The organism is Segeticoccus sp. (assembly GCF_035708005.1).
The window spans coordinates 1-15,171 of sequence record NZ_DASSTI010000153.1 but is presented as its reverse complement, the minus strand read 5'-3'; the positions used below and the strand labels follow the sequence as shown (position 1 = coordinate 15,171).

The window sequence follows — 15,171 nt, the reverse complement described above, 5'->3', positions numbered from 1 at the left end:
CTTCGTCCTCAACGCCTACCGGGGGCGAGCGCAGTGATCCTCCTGCACGAGAAGTGTGACGTTGCCCGCGCGGACGGGGCCGTGATCGGCGAGGCCGTGCCCTGTGAGGTCTCCCCGATCAACTCGATCGACCAGCAGGTGATGACGACCAGCTCCGTTGTCATCACGCACTACCGCATCATCATGCGCCGGGACGTCATGCAGCATGACTCCACCGTCACCTGGCGGGGCGATGACTACCAGATCGAGGGCGACGTCGAGACGCACGCCCTCCGTGGCCGGCTGCACCACTTCGAGGCCATCCTCAAGCGCGTCGGAGCCTGACCTCAGTCCGCACAGAGTCCGCAAGACGCTCGAAAATGGCCCGATACAGCCAACAGTTGCCAACCGGTAGGTAGGGCCGGATGGCATTGTGTAGCAGGCTGTTTCGCCATTTCTCAACGGCTGTCAATGACAGTCAGATATGCCTCTGAACGTTCTCATAATCCGTCGGTCGTCGGTTCAAGCCCGACCTGCCCCACCAGCGCTCCTGCGTGCTTGCGGGGGCTTCGGACGGCCGCTTCGTCCCTTACCCACGCAACCGCCCCCGCTCGCCGGCACGGTCGCCGCTGGTACCGGGGACGGACCCCCGGCCCGGCACGATCCTGCGCGCCGGGCTACTCACCGTGCGTGCCGCCATACCCTCCCGAGGTGCACTGCTCCGACGTGCAGGGACCGGTCACGGTCACCGGCGACGACCCCGCAGGGGCTGGACCGCGACCACGACGGCGTCGCCTGCGAGAGCTGACCACCAGCGCCCGCCCGACGATCCCAGGGAGGTCGCTACTCGATCCGCGCGATGGGCGTCCCCTGCCGGACGGCTTCCTCCTCCTTGACGAGCAGCCGGACGACACCGGCGGCCGGGGCCGGCACCTCCGCGGAGACCTTGTCGACCTGCACCTCGGCGAGCAGCTGGTCGGCGGACACGGTGGCACCGTCGGCGACGAACCACGTGGCGAGCACGCCCTCAGCATCGGGCGTCTCCTTCGACAGTGGTGGGAAGATCACGTCCGTCACAGCGCCGCCCTGATCGCCTGCTCGATCCGGTCCTGCCGCGGGAGCACGGCGTACTCGAGGCCGTGCGCGTAGGGAATGGGAACGTCGGGCACGGCGACCCGCTGGGCAGGTGCGCGTAGCATCCGCGGATCCGTCTCGGCGACGGTGGCGACGATCTCCCCCGAGAGGCCGTAGGACAGGTAGTCCTCGTCGACGACGACGAGCCGACCGGTCCTGCCGACCGACTCCAGCACGGTCTCCCGATCCAGGGGGACCAGGCTGCGCAGATCGATCACCTCCACGTCGATGCCGTCCTCGGCGAGCTTGTCGGCCACGTCGAGGGCGTGGTGCACCGACAGCGACAGAGTCACGACGGTGACGTCCGTGCCGGGCCGGGCGACCCGCGCCTTGCCGATCGGCACGATGTGCTCACCCTCGGGCACCTCGTCCGTGCTGCGCCGGTTCTTCGCCATCCAGGGCAGCCCCATGATGCCCTTGTGGAAGACGTAGACGACCGGGTTGTCGTCCCGGATCGCCGAGGTCATCAGCCCCTTGGCGTCGGCCGGCGTGCTCGGCACCACGACCTTCATGCCGGGCAGGTGCGCGAAGGTGCCCCACAAGCACTGGGAGTGCTGCGCACCGTCGGAGTAGCCACCGCCGGCCGCCATGGTCAGCACCATCGGGACCGTGACGTTGCCGCCGGACTCGAAGTGGATCTTGGCCATGTGGTTGTAGATCTGGTCCAGGCACACGCCCATGAAGTCGGCGAACATCAGCTCGACAATGGGACGCATGCCCTCCACCGCCGCTCCGATGCCGAGGCCGATGAAGGCGGACTCGGAGATGGGCGTGTCGATGATCCTGCCCGGGCCGTACTTGTCGAGCAGGCCCGTGGTCGAGCTGAAGATGCCGCCGTAGGCCCCGACGTCCTCGCCCATGTAGAAGACGGACTCGTCCCGGGCCATCTCCTGGTCGATCGCCTCGACCATCGCCTTGGACGTGGTCAGCCGGCGGGTGCTCTGGGGCGCCTCGGTGATCGTCATGGTTTGCCCTCCCTCACGCGAAGACGTAGTCGGTGGCCGTGGCTGGGTCGGGCACCGCGCTGGCCTTGGCGAACGCGATGGCGTCCTCGACCCGCGAGGTGGCCTCGTCCCGGAGCTGCTGGACCCGCTCGTCATCGAGCACGCCGGCCTGTCGCAGGCGCTTCTCGTAGCGCGGGATCGGATCGTCCTCGCTGACCTTCTCCCGGTCCGGCCGGTAGCCCTGGGCGTCGCCCTCGAAGTGTCCCCACAGGCGCAGCGTGTGCACCTCGAGCAGGGAGGGTCCCTCGCCCGCGCGGGCCCGGGCGACCATCTGCCGGGTCGCCTCGTGGACGGCCTCCACGTCGTTGTCCTCCACCCGCTCCCCCGGTATGCCGTAGGCCGCCGCCCGGGCGGCGTTGGAGTCGACAGCGGTCGAGGCGTCACGCGGCACCGAGATGCCCCAGTCGTTGTCCTCGACGACGAACACCACGGGCAGGGACCACCGGGCCGCAAGGTTCAGGGACTCGTGGAACGCACCCGCATTGGCCGCGCCCTCGCCGGTCACCGCCACCGCGACGCGGTCGGTGCCGCGACGGCGGAAGGCAAAGGCCTGCCCGAGCGCCGGCGGGTAGCCCTCGGCGACGATGCCGGAGCAGGAGAAGTGCGTCGCGGGGTCGAACAGGTGCATGTGCCCACCCCGGCCACGACCGAGGCCGTCCACCCGCCCGAAGATCTCGGCAGTCATGGCGCGCAGGTCCACCCCGTGGGCAATCGCGAGGTGGTGGGGTCGGTGGGTCGCCGTGACCGCGTCGTCCGCGGTGAGGTGGGCACAGACGCCGGCCGCCACCGGCTCCTGGCCGGCGGACAGGTGCATCTCCCCCGGCACGAGTCCCTTGCCGATGTCGAAGCCGGGGCCCTTGTCGGCGTGGTACTCCCTGAGTATCGCTTCCTCGAACGTGCGACAGAGCAGCATCGTCCGGTACAGGCCCCTTTGGGTGTCGGGATCCAGCGCTGGTGCCGAAGCGGCTGGCCGTGCCGGTGCCTCGTGGCCCGGGCTGGTGGACGGTGAGACCTGTGTCGTCATGAAGGACCTCCAGCAGTCTGTGAGATCGTCTGACGCTAGCGCCGATCCGGCCGCAGGCCAAGGGTGAAGTCACGGTCACCCGACGGGTACGTTGACCGGCATGGCAGAGGACCCGCGGTCGATGCGCGAACGCATGCTGGCCGGCGACCCGTACATCGCGGACGACCCCGAGCTGGCGCACGATGCGGCACGAGCCCGCGCGCTGGTGCAGCGGCTGGACCGGCTGGACCTCAACGACGGCGACGGCCGGCGTGCGGTCCTGACCGAGCTGCTCGGCGCCCTCGGTGAGGGCAGTGAGATCCTGCCGCCGTTCCGCTGCGACTACGGCTACCAGACCCGCGTCGGTGCCCGGACGTTCGCGAACTACGGGCTCGTCTGCCTCGACGTCGCACCGGTGACCATCGGCGACGACGTGCAGATCGGTCCGAACGTGCAGCTGCTGACACCGACCCACCCCCTCGATCCGGGGCCGCGCCGGGACAAGTGGGAGGCGGCCGAGCCGATCACCATCGGCCACAACGTGTGGCTGGCCGGAGGTGTGATCGTCTGCCCGGGTGTGACGATCGGTGACAACACGGCGGTCGGCGCCGGTGCGGTCGTCACCTCTGACCTGCCGGCGGGTGTCGTCGCCGTCGGCACGCCGGCCCGCGTGGTCCGGACGCTCTGACCGGACCGGTCCGCAACTTTTTGGCCAACGTTCGGCGACACTACGTCAACAGTTCGTGTGCCGCGGGTAAAGCGTTGGTTAGAGTGCGCCAATGACCGACGCTCAGACCAGCGCCAGGCCGCTCGTGGTCCTGGACCACGTGAACAAGCACTTCGGGGCCCTGCACGTGCTGAAGGACATCAACCTCACCATCCATGAGGGTGAGGTCGTCGTCGTCATCGGGCCGTCCGGGTCCGGCAAGTCCACCCTCTGTCGCACCATCAACCGGCTCGAGACCTTCGAGTCCGGGTCCATCACGATCGACGGCAAGCCACTGCCGTCGGAGGGCAAGGACCTTGCGCGGCTGCGAGCCGACGTCGGCATGGTGTTCCAGTCGTTCAACCTGTTCGCCCACAAGACCATCCGCCAGAACGTCACGCTGGGTCCGGTCAAGGTCCGGGGCGTGGGCAAGACCGACGCGGACCAGCAGGCGATGCAGCTGCTCAAGCGCGTGGGGGTCGAGGCCCAGGCCGACAAGTACCCCGCGCAGCTGTCCGGCGGGCAGCAGCAGCGCGTGGCGATCGCCCGGTCGCTGGCCATGCAGCCGAAGGTCATGCTCTTCGACGAGCCGACCTCGGCGTTGGACCCGGAGATGATCAACGAGGTGCTCGACGTCATGACGAGCCTCGCGAAGTCCGGCATGACGATGGTCGTGGTCACCCACGAGATGGGGTTCGCCCGCAGGGCCGCCGACCGGGTCATCTTCATGGCCGACGGCCAGATCCTGGAGCAGAACACCCCGGAGGAGTTCTTCAGCAACCCGCGCACGGACCGCGCGAAGGACTTCCTCGGCAAGATCCTCACCCACTGAATCGCCGGAAGCACCGGTTTCCCGCGTCACCCGACGCACATCACCCTGGAGGAGATTCATGAAGTTCCGCCGTACCAGCGTCCTCATCGCGGCCGCTGCCCTCACCACCGCTGGCCTGGCAGCCTGTGGCGGTGGCAGCAGCTCCGGAGGAGGCGACTCCCTCACCGTCGGCATCAAGTACGACCAGCCCGGCCTCGGCCTGAAGGAGGGCAGCACGTACACCGGGTTCGACGTGGACGTCGCCAAGTACGTCGCCGACAAGCTCGGCTACAAGGAGGACCAGATCGAGTGGAAGCAGGCGCCCTCGCCCCAGCGCGAGACCCTGCTGCAGTCCGGCCAGGTCGACATGATCGTCGCGACGTACTCCATCACCGACGAGCGCAAGCAGAAGGTCGACTTCGCGGGCCCCTACTTCATCGCGGGGCAGGACCTGCTCGTGCGCAGCGACGACAACGCGATCAAGGGACCCAAGGACCTCGAGGGCAAGAAGCTGTGCTCGGTCAAGGGCTCCACGTCCGCCTCGCACATCCACGACCAGTACCCGAAGGTGCAGCTGCAGGAGTACGACACCTACTCCAAGTGCGCCGAGGCCCTGGCCAACGGCGCCGTCGATGCCCTGACCACTGACAACACCATCCTCGCCGGCTATGCCGCCCAGCCGCAGTACAAGGGCAAGCTCAAGGTCGCCGGCAACACCTTCAGCGAGGAGGTCTACGGCATCGGCATCAAGAAGGGCGACAAGGACAAGTGCACCAAGATCAATGACGCCCTGAAGTCGATGGTCGACGACGGCAGCTGGGACAAGTTCGTCAAGAAGAACTTCGGTCCGGCGAACTTCAAGGTGGACGAGTCGAAGAACCCGCCCAAGCCCGGCGGCAACTGCTGACGCCTGCTGCTGGGAAGGTGAGCGGTCGGCATACCGCAGCGACGGTATGCCGACCGCTCACCCGGCCCTGCTCCACCGGCAACCCTCCCGCGAGGTGCTGACTTCGTCGGGCACAACCACTCCAGGAAGGAGGGGCGATGGCTGAGCTCTTCGCGGAATTCAACATCTTGGGCGCCTTCTGGGTGACGGTCCAGCTGACCTTCTGGTCGGCGATCTTCGCGCTGGTCATCGGCACCGTCGTCGCCGTCATGCGCCTGTCCCCTGTCGCGATCCTGCGCGGGATCGGCACGAGCTACGTCAATGTGTTCCGCAACACGCCCCTGACGCTCATCATGGTGTTCGTCAGCCTCGGGCTCTGGCAGACGCTGGGCGTCGAACTGGCCAACAGCAAGTCGGGGCACTTCTTCGACATCAACAACTTCCGGCTCGCCATCATCGCGCTGAGCTTCTACCACGCTTCCTTCGTGTGCGAGTCGATCCGCGGTGGCGTGAACACCGTGCCCGCGGGGCAGGCCGAGGCGGCCCGCTCGATCGGGCTGACGTTCACCCAGAACATCCGCTACGTCGTTCTGCCACAAGCGTTCCGAGGAGCGATCACGCCGCTCGGCAACACCCTCATCGCCCTGGTGAAGAACACCACCGTGGCGTCGGTGATCGGTGTCGCCGAGGCGTCCTACCTGATGGCCGACATGATCGAGAAGCGCCCGGACGTCCTGTTCACGATGTTCCTGTTGTTCGCCATCGGGTTCGTCATCCTCACGCTGCCGGTGGGCCTGCTCATCAGCAACCTCTCGGCCCGCCTGGCGGTGAAGCGATGAGCAACCAGAGCGTCCTCTTCGACGCCCCGGGACCCGGGGCCCGCAACCGGCACCGTCTCTACGGCCTGCTCACGGTGCTCGCCGCGGCGGCGCTCTTGGCCTGGATCGCGTGGAAGCTCGACAGCAAGGGCCAGCTGGACGCGGCCAAGTGGTCACCCTTCGTCCACGGCAGTGCCTGGGTGAACTACCTGCTGCTCGGGCTGTGGCACACGATCCTCGCGGCGGTCATCGCGATCGCGTGCGCCCTCGTGCTGGGAATCCTGCTCGGACTGGGGAGAATGTCCGACCGCGGCTGGATCCGGTGGCCCTGCGCGGTGTTCGTGGAGTTCTTCCGTGCGGTGCCGGTGCTGCTGATGATGTACTTCACCTTCCAGGCGTACAACCTCTACGCCGTCTTTCCGCCCGACCTGCGACCGCTCGCTGCGACCGTGACCGGCCTGACCTTCTACAACGGGTCGGTGATCGCCGAGGTGCTCCGGTCCGGTGTCGCCTCACTCCCCCAGGGACAACGGGAGGCGGGCCTGTCGATCGGGCTGCGCGGACCCCAGGTGCTCCGGATGATCCTGCTGCCCCAGGCGTTCACGGCCATGATGCCGGTGCTCGTGAGCCAGCTCGTGATCGTGCTGAAGGACTCGGCGCTGGGCGCGGCCATCACCTACGCCGAGCTGCTCAACTGGTCGCAGACCTTGGGATCCGCCTTCGCCAACACGCTTCCCGCGCTCCTCGTGGCAGCAGCGATGTTCGTGCTGATGAACTACGCGCTCACGAAGGCTGCCGATGCGCTGGAGCGTCGGCTGCGGCGACGCGGGCAGGCGGGCAATGCCGAGCAGATGCTCGAGGAGGCCGGGGCGGGACCGGACATGCGCTTCAACCGGGAGACCGGCTGACGCGGCCGCGGTCGATGCGGACGAGGACTCCGCGGTCGGCATGCCGCCGTGAGGCGACCACCCGGAGTGGTCCCGCTGAGTTGAGGGAGGCACGGACCCGTGCCACCTGCTCAGGAGTGCCGAGCTGCAGCACCGCGGAGCCGCCGTCCGCCAGGTGGCGGTCGATGACGTCCAGGCACCGCCACGCCACCGCCAGTCCGTCGTCGCCACCGTCGATGGCGAGGACCGGGTCCTGCGGATAGCGCCCGACGTCTCGGCGGCACACCCACGGCGGGTCGGCGATGACCACCGCGAACTGCTCATCCGGCCCGAGGACCTCGTCGAGCGGGCCCTGCCGGACCTGCACCCGGTCGAGCAGGCCGGCCGCCTCGGCGTTGGTGCGGGTGAAGTCGACCGCCACCGGGTTGAGGTCGACGGCCACGAGCCGGCGGTCGTTGTCGGCCACCGCGAGCAGGCCCAGCTGGCCGGCTCCGGCACACAGTTCGAGCACGTCGCCCGGTGGGGCGGCGCGCAGCAGCTCGGCGGCCCACCGTGCCTGTGCCGCCGTCCACGGTCGGGGTCGAAGGACTCGGTCGTCGAAGGCGATCTGCAGACCACCGAAGTCCATCTGCTCGAGGGTCCTCACTCGCGCTCCCGGAGCGCCTTGTGCGTGCCGTCGCACCACGGCGGCCGCCCCGACTTGCCGCAGGCGCAGACAGCGACAAGCGGACGGGTCACCTCGTGCTCGGTCCCGTCGGCGTCACGGACGGTCTCGGCGCCGCGGACCAGCAGTGGGCCACCGGGGCACCGCTCGACGGTCACCCCGGGCACGTGCCGGTCCCGGGTGGTGCTCATGACGCTTCCGCAGTGAGGGTCGGACCGGGGTCGGCGCCCCAGGAGTCGAGCAGGCGTTGCCCAGCCAGCGCGTCGACGGCCAGGCAGGCGGCTGCGCCGAAGAGCACGTCCTCGGCGAGCGCAGGATCTTGGGCCACGAGCGCGCCGCAGATGTGTCGGACGGCGACCTGCTCGTGCACCGCGTCGGCCTCGACGTGCTCGTCGAAGTAGGTCCGGACGACCTCGGGAAGCCCGACCCGCTCGATGGCCCGGGCGATCTTCCGGCACGGGGCCGAGCTCGTGGCCTCGAACGCGGCGAGGTGCCCCATCGCTGCGCCGCGCAGCCGTCGTTGCAGCGAGAAGAGGGACGCGACGTTGCTCGTCGCCAGCGTCACGGCGGACGCCTCGTCGACGTAGGCGCCGTACCTGCGGTCGAGCCCGCAGCCCTCCAGCGCGTCGCCGAACATGGTCTGGTGCAGTCGCTCCGGCCGGCCGGCGCCGTACTCGTCGTACTGGAGCTCCGCGAGCGCCGTCTTCGGTGCGCCGTCGAGCCGGGCGAAGACCAGCGAGTAGGGGTCGGCCTCCTTCAGGTGGTAAATGCTGCGCTGCCGCAGGAACTCCACCACCTGCTCCTTCGTCGCCTCCCGCTGCAGGTAGCCGGCGACGGACGGCCCGTCCGCACCCTCGATCAGCACGAACAGTTGCTCCGCGAAGTCCTCGGTCGACTCGACCGCACGGAGCGCCTTCGCCACGGTGGATTTCGTCAGGGCCCGCAGCTCCGCCTCGAGCCGGTCCTCCAGCGCTGCGCGGAAGCCGAGCAGCGCGACGTCCCACTCCGACTCCGCCGGCACATCGTCGAAGCCTCGGTAGTGGAGCTCGAACAGCATCCACAGCGCCAGTTGCAGGTCCTCGTCTTCCAGCACACCCGGGCGCTCGGTCGAGGCGGCGGCTGCCTGCGGGAGGTCGCCGTCCCCACGCAGGGCCCGCACGACGCCCTCGGTGAGCGGTCCTCGCGGGTGCGGCACCAGCATCGTGGTCTCCCTTGCCTCCGGACTCCGTATGGCGGCCACGGCCAGATCGGCCATCGGGCACCATTCGACCACTCAGGACCGGTCAGCCCTGAGTGCGCTCAGATACCCCCGGGCACGAGGTTGAAACACGCCCGACTCGTCAAGCCTCGCGGTGTCGCGGTACGGCTCGGGCGGCTCGTGCCCCTAGGGCCCGCGAATCCGCACAGCGCCGCTTGGTTCGCTGGCCGTCACAGCCACCACAGGGAGGATGGCCGTCAGCGCGGCCCACGCGCCCCGACAGCTCCGCGTGCTAATCGCCCGAAGTAAGGCGCCGGCCGAGGCGGAGCTCTTCGCGGCGCAGGCTGTCACCGATCAGCCACAGCGTCGGGGGCCAGAGGCCGACGAAAAGGGCCCGGCGCTCGGCATTGCCGCGCTCCTGCTGGTCCACGGTCTTGGCTCGGATCCACAGGCCGATGCACAAGCCGACGGCGCCCATGGAGACCAGGTGCACGTGGGTGCTTCGCACCCCGGCCCGGTGCAGCGCGTGTTCGAGCATGGGTGGCTCCTGTGTCATCTCCGGCGGTGGGGGTAACGAGCAGCCACGCTAACCGCGATTCGGGCGTCCCGCCGTCCGGAACGCCGCAGGAGGATCGATGCTCTCGACGTTGGGACGCTGGCTGGTCGGTACCGGGCTGGTCAGCTGGCGCTACCTGTGGATGACCACGCCCCTGCACCGGCAGGAGACACGCGGGGACAGCGAGGAGGACCTGCCACCGGAGATCCCGCCCGAGCTGCTCGACGAGCAGGTACAACTGGCCGGTGGCGGGGTGGGTCCGCTGTTCCACCGCCGGTTCACCGTCCACATCTTCGGGGCGCATCGCTCGGCCGAGGAGCTGGTCTCGCTGGTGGTGAGCGAGTTCCACCGATTCGTCCCCAAGGAGGTCGTCGGCATCGCCCGCCAGGGGGAGGGACATCTGGCGGTCGGTCAGGAGCTCGTCGTGCAGATGCCGGGTCCGTGGAATGGTCCGGTGCGGGTGCTGCAGGTCCGTCCGCGCCTGCTGCGTCTGGCGACCCTGCAAGGACACCTGGAGGCAGGGCAGGTCCAGTTCAGCGCGCGCCAGGACCCGGGCTGCCTGACCTTCGAGGTGGAGACCTGGGCCCGCAGCGCCAACGTGTCGGTGCAACTGCTGTACGCGCACCTGCGCTTGGCCAAGGAGGTCCAGTTCAACATGTGGGTCCGCTTCTGCCTGGCCGCAGCCCATCGTGCTGGCGGGCGTCCCCGCGACGGGGTCACCGTGTGCACACGGGCCGTACCGGAGTTGGCGCTGCCGTTCGGGTCGCTCGAAGATGGGCGGGACCGGCTCACCGAGGGTCCGCTGGTTCCCGTGCAGGTCTTCGAGTTCCGGTTCGCGCGCTCCTACCGTATGGCCGCGGCGGCGTTCGGCGTGACCCCACGCACGGCGGCGGTCAGCGTGACACCGCAGGAGCTGCGTGTGCGGTTCGGGCCGTGGCGGTTGTGTACGCCGCGGGCGAACATCGCTGCGGTCCAACGGGTTGGTGGCTTCTCGTGGCCGAAGACGGCCGGCCCGGCGCACGTCTCCTTGACCGACCGGGGAATCACCTTCGCGACCAACGGCGACCGCGCGCTGTGCCTGCAGTTCCATGAGCCCGTCCCCGCGATGGAGCCCACCGGGTGGCTGCGCCACCCGGGCGCGACGGTCACGGTGGAGGACCCGGACGCCTTGGCGCTGGCTCTGGGTTGCTGAGGTGCCGCCCGATTCAGCCGGGATGCTCGCTGCGCACGGCCAGTCGGTCCCGGCTTCGCGTGCGCGCGTCGGAGGGCGCATGCACCAGGCCGTCCACGACTACCGGCGTGGGCAGTTCGAGTCGTCCGGCCAGGACGCCCTCCATGATGCGCTGCACCCGCGCGCCGCAGCCGCGATAGAAGCGCAGCTGCGTCCGCCGCCCGAACAGGTGCCAACCCAGGCTGATGACCGGACCAGTCGTCGGCGCCCGCTGCGACACCCCGTGCGTCAGGAATTCCACGCCTCCGCTGTCCAGGTGCTTGACGACCTCGTAGGCCATGCAGCCGCGCTCCAGGTGGCCCTGCAGCGTCTGGTAGCTCCACCCCCACACGCGAGTGCCGTCGTCGCGCACCTCGTCGACGACCTCCGTGACGCGAACCCCCATGGAGAAATGCAGCCCGTAGAACCGCCCCTCTAAGAGCATGTCCCGCCCGAGCAGCGGGACGTCGGCGCGGTACAGCCCGCGGATGATCGAGGGCATCGGGGGCTCGTACATCTCGATGAGTCGGCGCGTCAGCTCCCACGATCCGCCCGGACGGGGATCTCCCGGCGGCTCGTCCGGCAGCCGGGTGCGGTGCTCGTCGCGGTGCCAGCTAACCTCGTCGACCTCCTCCGGCCGGTAGTTGACCTCCCGGTCGGACAGGTCGTACAGCGCGGCCCGGTGGTCCACGGATCCGAACCAGTTCCCGTAACTCGCCCTCACCCGTGGCACCTTACGGCGTGTTCGTGGTCAACGGCTGGCATCATCGGCGCGCCCGGTGACCGTAGGGGGCCGCGGAACCGGGCCGTCATCCGATGGTGACGTGCTGCTCGTGGGCGCAGCGCCGCGACCACCCTGCCGGACGGACGGGCCTGCCGCCCTACACCCTGATCTGCCCTTCCGGAGAGCGGCTACCAGACGCGTCGGCGGGAGCCGCCGATCGGGATGAAGTTCAGGAGCAGTCCCACGATCAGCAGGACGATGCCGATCCAGAGCAGGAACTTGGCGCTGGCCAGCAGAAGGCCGATCACGATCAGGACGATACCGAGGGCGATCATTGGGTCTCCTTGGGTCATGCGTGGGACATGATGGGAGAGTGACTATCTCACATGTGTGAAGGCGCCGCTGTCCAGGAAGCCCTTCCGGGTGGAAGATCGGTGCTGGTCGTCCGTTGACGCCGTTCGTCATGATTGTGGGAGCCAGCCGAGGAACAGGATCAGGTCCACGGAGGCGGCGGCCTCGACGAGGCGGTCTACGACGACCGGCACGCCCCTGCACAGGCTGGTGACCTCGGCGCGACAGTCAGCGCAGCGGGTGACGTGCCGCTCGAACCGGGCCCGCTCCACGTCATCGAGGGCGTCGACAGCGTGGGCGCGGGAGGGGATCGTGACGCCGACGCCCACGGCCAGGTGGGACAGCTCTGCGGCGGTGGTTGCTGAGGGCGTCGTCGTAGTTGTCCCCTGGCAGCCCGAGTCGGTCGGTGGCTCACTGCGGCCGATGACCCAGCCGATCGGGCTACGGCGATCGGTCGGTAGCCGATGACCACGGCGAACGAAGTCGGCCGCGTGCCGACTTTGTGCCCGGTGTCGGGTCACCTCGGGAACCGCCCACAAGGCCAGGGACTGCGGCCACTGGACCCGGCTCTCAGTAGCGGAATGCCGCTGCCATGTCCCCACCGCCCGGGACCGGCGTCTGCGAGAACGTGTAGACCCCTCCGCTGCGGGTCAGCGTGTCGATGGGCCCGTGGGTTGCGGCGTCCGCCAGTTTGGCCGGATCGGTCGATGCCCGTCCGGTGCCGTGCCGTTCCTCGAACCGGTCCACCAGCTTCTGCTTCTCGGTCGCCAGCTGTTGGGCGACGACCGGCCAGGCGGCCGCGTGAAGTTCCTCGGCAGAGAGCGGATCGGGGTTGCCGCGGACCGTCTCGTCCACCACGTGGGCGTATCCGGTGAGGTCGCGGTAGGCCGCCACCGGCTGATCCAGCCCCATCGGCACCAGAGGAAGATGCTGGGCGTCAGGACCTGCGGCTTTGCTCCCCCGGTTGGACTCGAACCAACAACCCTTCGGTTAATGTGGTCGCCCTTACCCCATATCGTCGCCAATGGCCGACACGCCCCTCTACGTGCGATGATTCACGACATAGAGGCGGTTCGAGGAACCGTCCGTGACCGTGATTGACCGCAATAAACTGGGGATAAAGTGGGAGCAGGTCGACCGCCGCTTCCGGTGGGCACCATGGGCGTGGTTCGGGTCTATGCCACACCGGGAGGCTTCCGGGCACGAGCACTCGTGCGTGACCTCGACGGCAGGACCCGCACGCTGGAGCGAACGGCACAGACCAAGGGTGCCGCGGAGCGACGACTCAAGGAGGCATTCCGGGACCGCACCCATCGCGACGCCGGTGAGCTGATCACCCCGGACACGCGCGTGAGCGTGCTGGCCGAGGCCTGGTTCGCCTCGCTGCACGACCACTCCCCGACCACCCTGCAGCTCTATCGCCACCGCATCGACCACCAGGTCGTTCCGGCACTCGGCCAGCTGCGGATCCGCGAGCTCAGCGTGGGCGCCGTCGACCGGCACCTGAGGACCGTGGCGGCCACCAGCGGACCGGCCATGTCGAAGCTGACGCGGTCGGTCCTGTCCGGCATGTGCGGCCTCGCCGCGCGGCACGACGCCCTGGACCGCAACCCGGTGCGCGACGCCACCCGCATCAGTCGACTACCGAAGCAGCCACCGAAGGCGCTGACCGCGACACAGGCACGCCAGCTGCGGGCAATGCTCACCTACCACGACAAGGCCGTCGAGCGTGACCTGCCGGACCTGGTCTCGTTCATGCTGGCGTCCGGTCTGCGCATCGGTGAGGCCTCCGCGCTGACGTGGGACGCCGTGGACTTGGACACGGGACAGGTCGAGGTCCGCGGCACGGTCATCCGGGTCAAGGGCCGTGGACTCGTCGTGAAGGCGACCAAGACGGCGGCCGGACGACGGGTGCTGGCCCTGCCCCGGTGGTGCGTCGAACTGCTCCGTCACCGCCAGGGTGCGTGCGGCGGCGCGTCTGCCGACGCACCGGTGTTCCCCGCACCCAAGGGGGGCCTGCGGGACCCGTCCAACACCCAAGGGCACCTGCGGGAGAGCCTCGCGTGGTCCGGGTTCCCGTGGGTCACCAGTCACGTCTTCCGGAAGACGACTGCCACCCTCCTCGACGAGGCCGGCCTCTCCGCGCGGGCGATCGCCGACCAGCTCGGCCATGCGCAGCCCTCCCTGACGCAGAACGTCTACATGGGGCGCAAGGTGGCTTCCCCCGCGGCAGCCACCGCGCTCGAGTCGTTGGCGTAGTTCACCGGGCACGGCCACGCCTCAGAATGTCATTGGGATTCCGGGGAGCGATCAACTACGAGTAGAGGGATCGACGCGCCCGACCCGGAAGGAGCGCTCTCGTGACCGACCACCAGGGAACGCAACCCGAGGGCCTGCGCGCAGCCGCCCCCTACCGCTACGACGAGCAGATGGCTCCGCCACCGGCCGCCCGGGCCAACGAGGTGGCTCAAGCAACGTTCGAGGACGTCTTCGAGGTCGACCCCCGACTCATGCAGCGCCACGTGCTGCAACAGGCGTTCCCGAACTGGGACACGCTGCGGATCATGCGCAGCCGTCACGACCACCTCGACTGGATGCACCGCCATTTCGCACACACCGTTGTTATTGGGTCGGAGTTGCTTTCGGAGGTGGAGTCTGAGGCTGGCGAGGCCGGCTGACGCGACGCTGGGCTGAGTGAGCCGACGCCATGGCTACCCGCGCTGCATCTCGTCCCCGCAGAGGATCTCATGCATCGTCTCGACGAAATTGTCGACGTGCGAGGTGTCGAAAATCATCGGTGGCTTGAGCTTGAGTACATTCTGATGTGCCCCCGCCGGATAGACGATGACCCCCCGGTCCTTCATGCGCTCCGAGAGCAGCAACGCCTCCCGGGGGGCGGGGTCCTTGGTTCCTCGGTCACGGACCAGCTCGACACCGAGGTAGAGACCATGCCCTCGGACGTCACCTATCAGCGGATGAATGTCTTGCAGGTCTCGCAAACGGTCCAGGAAGTAGTCGCCCACAACTCGCGCATGCTCCTGCAGCCCGTCGTCGCGCACGATGTCGAGCACGGCGGTTCCGATGGCGCACGAGACCGGATTGCCGCCGAAAGTGTTGAAGTACTTCACCCCGTCGTCGAAGGCGTCCGCTACCTCACGTGTGGTCCCTACGGCTGCCACGGGGTGACCGTTGCCCAGCGGCTTGCCCATCGTCACGATGTCCGGCACGACACCATTCATC

General features: G+C 68.8%; 21 protein-coding genes and 1 pseudogene. 10 read left to right on the top strand and 12 right to left on the bottom strand.

Annotated features, from left to right (window positions below; translation table 11 throughout):
* A partial coding sequence (locus VFL99_RS15105; RefSeq protein ID WP_325107180.1) for a hypothetical protein occupies positions 1–324 on the top strand: 324 nt, incomplete at its 5' end.
* A gap of 139 nt (positions 325–463) precedes the next feature.
* On the top strand, positions 464–787 hold the full coding sequence (locus VFL99_RS18370; RefSeq protein ID WP_414713776.1) for an excalibur calcium-binding domain-containing protein: 324 nt from the start codon (positions 464–466) through the stop codon (positions 785–787).
* Between the two features lie 35 nt (positions 788–822).
* On the opposite strand, the gene VFL99_RS15100 is transcribed toward VFL99_RS18370, so the two are convergent.
* From VFL99_RS15100 to VFL99_RS15090, 3 genes are read right to left on the bottom strand one after another with little or no spacing between them, the layout of a single operon-like run.
* Positions 823–1,056, bottom strand: a complete 234-nt coding sequence (locus VFL99_RS15100; protein ID WP_325107179.1) for a lipoyl domain-containing protein — start codon at positions 1,054–1,056, stop codon at positions 823–825.
* Positions 1,053–2,078, bottom strand: coding sequence for an alpha-ketoacid dehydrogenase subunit beta (locus VFL99_RS15095; protein WP_325107178.1), 1,026 nt, complete (start codon positions 2,076–2,078; stop codon positions 1,053–1,055). The genes VFL99_RS15100 and VFL99_RS15095 overlap by 4 nt, the downstream gene beginning before the upstream one ends.
* A 13-nt stretch (positions 2,079–2,091) precedes the next feature.
* Positions 2,092–3,030 carry a thiamine pyrophosphate-dependent dehydrogenase E1 component subunit alpha gene (locus VFL99_RS15090; protein WP_325107177.1) on the bottom strand — a complete coding sequence of 313 codons (939 nt, stop codon included), beginning with the start codon at positions 3,028–3,030 and terminating at the stop codon, positions 2,092–2,094.
* 211 nt (positions 3,031–3,241) lie between these two features.
* On the opposite strand from VFL99_RS15090, the gene VFL99_RS15085 reads away from it, so the two are divergent.
* The 5 genes from VFL99_RS15085 to VFL99_RS15065 all read left to right on the top strand — a co-directional run bounded on the left by VFL99_RS15085 (position 3,242) and on the right by VFL99_RS15065 (position 7,249).
* Positions 3,242–3,808 (top strand): sugar O-acetyltransferase, encoded by a 567-nt coding sequence (locus VFL99_RS15085; protein WP_325107176.1) that lies wholly within the window; start codon positions 3,242–3,244, stop codon positions 3,806–3,808.
* A 91-nt stretch (positions 3,809–3,899) separates the two neighbouring features.
* Positions 3,900–4,658 (top strand): amino acid ABC transporter ATP-binding protein, encoded by a 759-nt coding sequence (locus VFL99_RS15080; RefSeq protein WP_325107175.1) that lies wholly within the window; start codon positions 3,900–3,902, stop codon positions 4,656–4,658.
* Positions 4,659–4,716: 58 nt separating this feature from the next.
* Positions 4,717–5,544, top strand: coding sequence for a glutamate ABC transporter substrate-binding protein (locus VFL99_RS15075; RefSeq protein ID WP_325107174.1), 828 nt, complete (start codon positions 4,717–4,719; stop codon positions 5,542–5,544).
* 137 nt (positions 5,545–5,681) lie between these two features.
* Positions 5,682–6,362, top strand: coding sequence for an amino acid ABC transporter permease (locus tag VFL99_RS15070; protein WP_325107173.1), 681 nt, complete (start codon positions 5,682–5,684; stop codon positions 6,360–6,362).
* Entirely contained in the window at positions 6,359–7,249 is an 891-nt protein-coding gene (locus tag VFL99_RS15065; protein WP_325107172.1) for an amino acid ABC transporter permease, read from the top strand. Before VFL99_RS15070 ends, VFL99_RS15065 begins: the two co-directional genes overlap by 4 nt.
* Here the strand turns inward: VFL99_RS15065 and VFL99_RS15060 are convergent.
* From VFL99_RS15060 to VFL99_RS15045, 4 genes are all read right to left on the bottom strand, one after another.
* Positions 7,230–7,874 (bottom strand): class I SAM-dependent methyltransferase, encoded by a 645-nt coding sequence (locus tag VFL99_RS15060; protein WP_325107171.1) that lies wholly within the window; start codon positions 7,872–7,874, stop codon positions 7,230–7,232. The genes VFL99_RS15065 and VFL99_RS15060 overlap by 20 nt on opposite strands.
* A complete protein-coding gene (locus VFL99_RS15055) occupies positions 7,871–8,083 on the bottom strand; it encodes a CDGSH iron-sulfur domain-containing protein (protein WP_325107170.1) in 213 nt (70 codons plus the stop codon). Before VFL99_RS15055 ends, VFL99_RS15060 begins: the two co-directional genes overlap by 4 nt.
* Positions 8,080–9,093, bottom strand: coding sequence for an iron-containing redox enzyme family protein (locus VFL99_RS15050; RefSeq protein ID WP_325107169.1), 1,014 nt, complete (start codon positions 9,091–9,093; stop codon positions 8,080–8,082). The genes VFL99_RS15055 and VFL99_RS15050 overlap by 4 nt, the downstream gene beginning before the upstream one ends.
* Before the next feature lie 289 nt (positions 9,094–9,382).
* Positions 9,383–9,628: a hypothetical protein gene (locus VFL99_RS15045; RefSeq protein ID WP_325107168.1), complete on the bottom strand. Its 246-nt coding sequence runs from the start codon at positions 9,626–9,628 to the stop codon at positions 9,383–9,385.
* Positions 9,629–9,725: 97 nt separating this feature from the next.
* On the opposite strand from VFL99_RS15045, the gene VFL99_RS15040 reads away from it, so the two are divergent.
* Positions 9,726–10,838, top strand: coding sequence for a DUF1990 family protein (locus tag VFL99_RS15040; protein WP_325107167.1), 1,113 nt, complete (start codon positions 9,726–9,728; stop codon positions 10,836–10,838).
* A 13-nt stretch (positions 10,839–10,851) separates the two neighbouring features.
* Here VFL99_RS15040 and VFL99_RS15035 read toward each other — a convergent pair whose 3' ends face one another.
* The 4 genes and pseudogenes from VFL99_RS15035 to VFL99_RS15020 all read right to left on the bottom strand — a co-directional run.
* Positions 10,852–11,580, bottom strand: coding sequence for a DUF1990 family protein (locus VFL99_RS15035; protein WP_325107166.1), 729 nt, complete (start codon positions 11,578–11,580; stop codon positions 10,852–10,854).
* Positions 11,581–11,768: 188 nt separating this feature from the next.
* The gene (locus VFL99_RS15030) at positions 11,769–11,915 is read right to left on the bottom strand and encodes a hypothetical protein (protein WP_325107165.1); all 147 of its coding nucleotides are present in this window, start codon (positions 11,913–11,915) and stop codon (positions 11,769–11,771) included.
* Positions 11,916–12,041: 126 nt separating this feature from the next.
* Positions 12,042–12,260 carry a zf-HC2 domain-containing protein gene (locus VFL99_RS15025; RefSeq protein WP_325107164.1) on the bottom strand — a complete coding sequence of 73 codons (219 nt, stop codon included), beginning with the start codon at positions 12,258–12,260 and terminating at the stop codon, positions 12,042–12,044.
* A gap of 241 nt (positions 12,261–12,501) precedes the next feature.
* A pseudogene (locus VFL99_RS15020) lies at positions 12,502–12,855 on the bottom strand (baeRF3 domain-containing protein); the annotation flags it as partial.
* A 234-nt stretch (positions 12,856–13,089) separates the two neighbouring features.
* Between VFL99_RS15020 and VFL99_RS15015 the strand changes: the two are divergent.
* Complete coding sequence (locus tag VFL99_RS15015) at positions 13,090–14,190, top strand: site-specific integrase (protein WP_325107163.1); 1,101 nt, start codon at positions 13,090–13,092, stop codon at positions 14,188–14,190.
* 101 nt (positions 14,191–14,291) lie between these two features.
* Positions 14,292–14,609, top strand: a complete 318-nt coding sequence (locus tag VFL99_RS15010; protein WP_325107162.1) for a hypothetical protein — start codon at positions 14,292–14,294, stop codon at positions 14,607–14,609.
* 33 nt (positions 14,610–14,642) lie between these two features.
* On the opposite strand, the gene VFL99_RS15005 is transcribed toward VFL99_RS15010, so the two are convergent.
* Positions 14,643–15,171: aminotransferase class III-fold pyridoxal phosphate-dependent enzyme (locus tag VFL99_RS15005; protein WP_325107161.1), on the bottom strand; the 529-nt coding region annotated here is incomplete at its 5' end.

Excerpts from the sequence above, each read along its gene's own strand:
- VFL99_RS15085 (WP_325107176.1), top strand. The coding sequence starts at position 3,242 with ATGGCAGAGGACCCGCGGTCGATGCGCGAACGCATGCTGGCCGGCGAC.
- VFL99_RS15065 (WP_325107172.1), top strand. The coding sequence starts at position 6,359 with ATGAGCAACCAGAGCGTCCTCTTCGACGCCCCGGGACCCGGGGCCCGC.
- VFL99_RS15030 (WP_325107165.1), bottom strand. The coding sequence starts at position 11,915 with ATGATCGCCCTCGGTATCGTCCTGATCGTGATCGGCCTTCTGCTGGCC.
- VFL99_RS18370 (WP_414713776.1), top strand. The coding sequence starts at position 464 with ATGCCTCTGAACGTTCTCATAATCCGTCGGTCGTCGGTTCAAGCCCGA.
- VFL99_RS15095 (WP_325107178.1), bottom strand. The coding sequence starts at position 2,078 with ATGACGATCACCGAGGCGCCCCAGAGCACCCGCCGGCTGACCACGTCC.
- VFL99_RS15080 (WP_325107175.1), top strand. The coding sequence starts at position 3,900 with ATGACCGACGCTCAGACCAGCGCCAGGCCGCTCGTGGTCCTGGACCAC.
- VFL99_RS15050 (WP_325107169.1), bottom strand. The coding sequence starts at position 9,093 with ATGCTGGTGCCGCACCCGCGAGGACCGCTCACCGAGGGCGTCGTGCGG.
- VFL99_RS15015 (WP_325107163.1), top strand. The coding sequence starts at position 13,090 with ATGGGCGTGGTTCGGGTCTATGCCACACCGGGAGGCTTCCGGGCACGA.
- VFL99_RS15090 (WP_325107177.1), bottom strand. The coding sequence starts at position 3,030 with ATGCTGCTCTGTCGCACGTTCGAGGAAGCGATACTCAGGGAGTACCAC.
- VFL99_RS15055 (WP_325107170.1), bottom strand. The coding sequence starts at position 8,083 with ATGAGCACCACCCGGGACCGGCACGTGCCCGGGGTGACCGTCGAGCGG.
- VFL99_RS15070 (WP_325107173.1), top strand. The coding sequence starts at position 5,682 with ATGGCTGAGCTCTTCGCGGAATTCAACATCTTGGGCGCCTTCTGGGTG.
- VFL99_RS15045 (WP_325107168.1), bottom strand. The coding sequence starts at position 9,628 with ATGCTCGAACACGCGCTGCACCGGGCCGGGGTGCGAAGCACCCACGTG.
- VFL99_RS15040 (WP_325107167.1), top strand. The coding sequence starts at position 9,726 with ATGCTCTCGACGTTGGGACGCTGGCTGGTCGGTACCGGGCTGGTCAGC.
- VFL99_RS15075 (WP_325107174.1), top strand. The coding sequence starts at position 4,717 with ATGAAGTTCCGCCGTACCAGCGTCCTCATCGCGGCCGCTGCCCTCACC.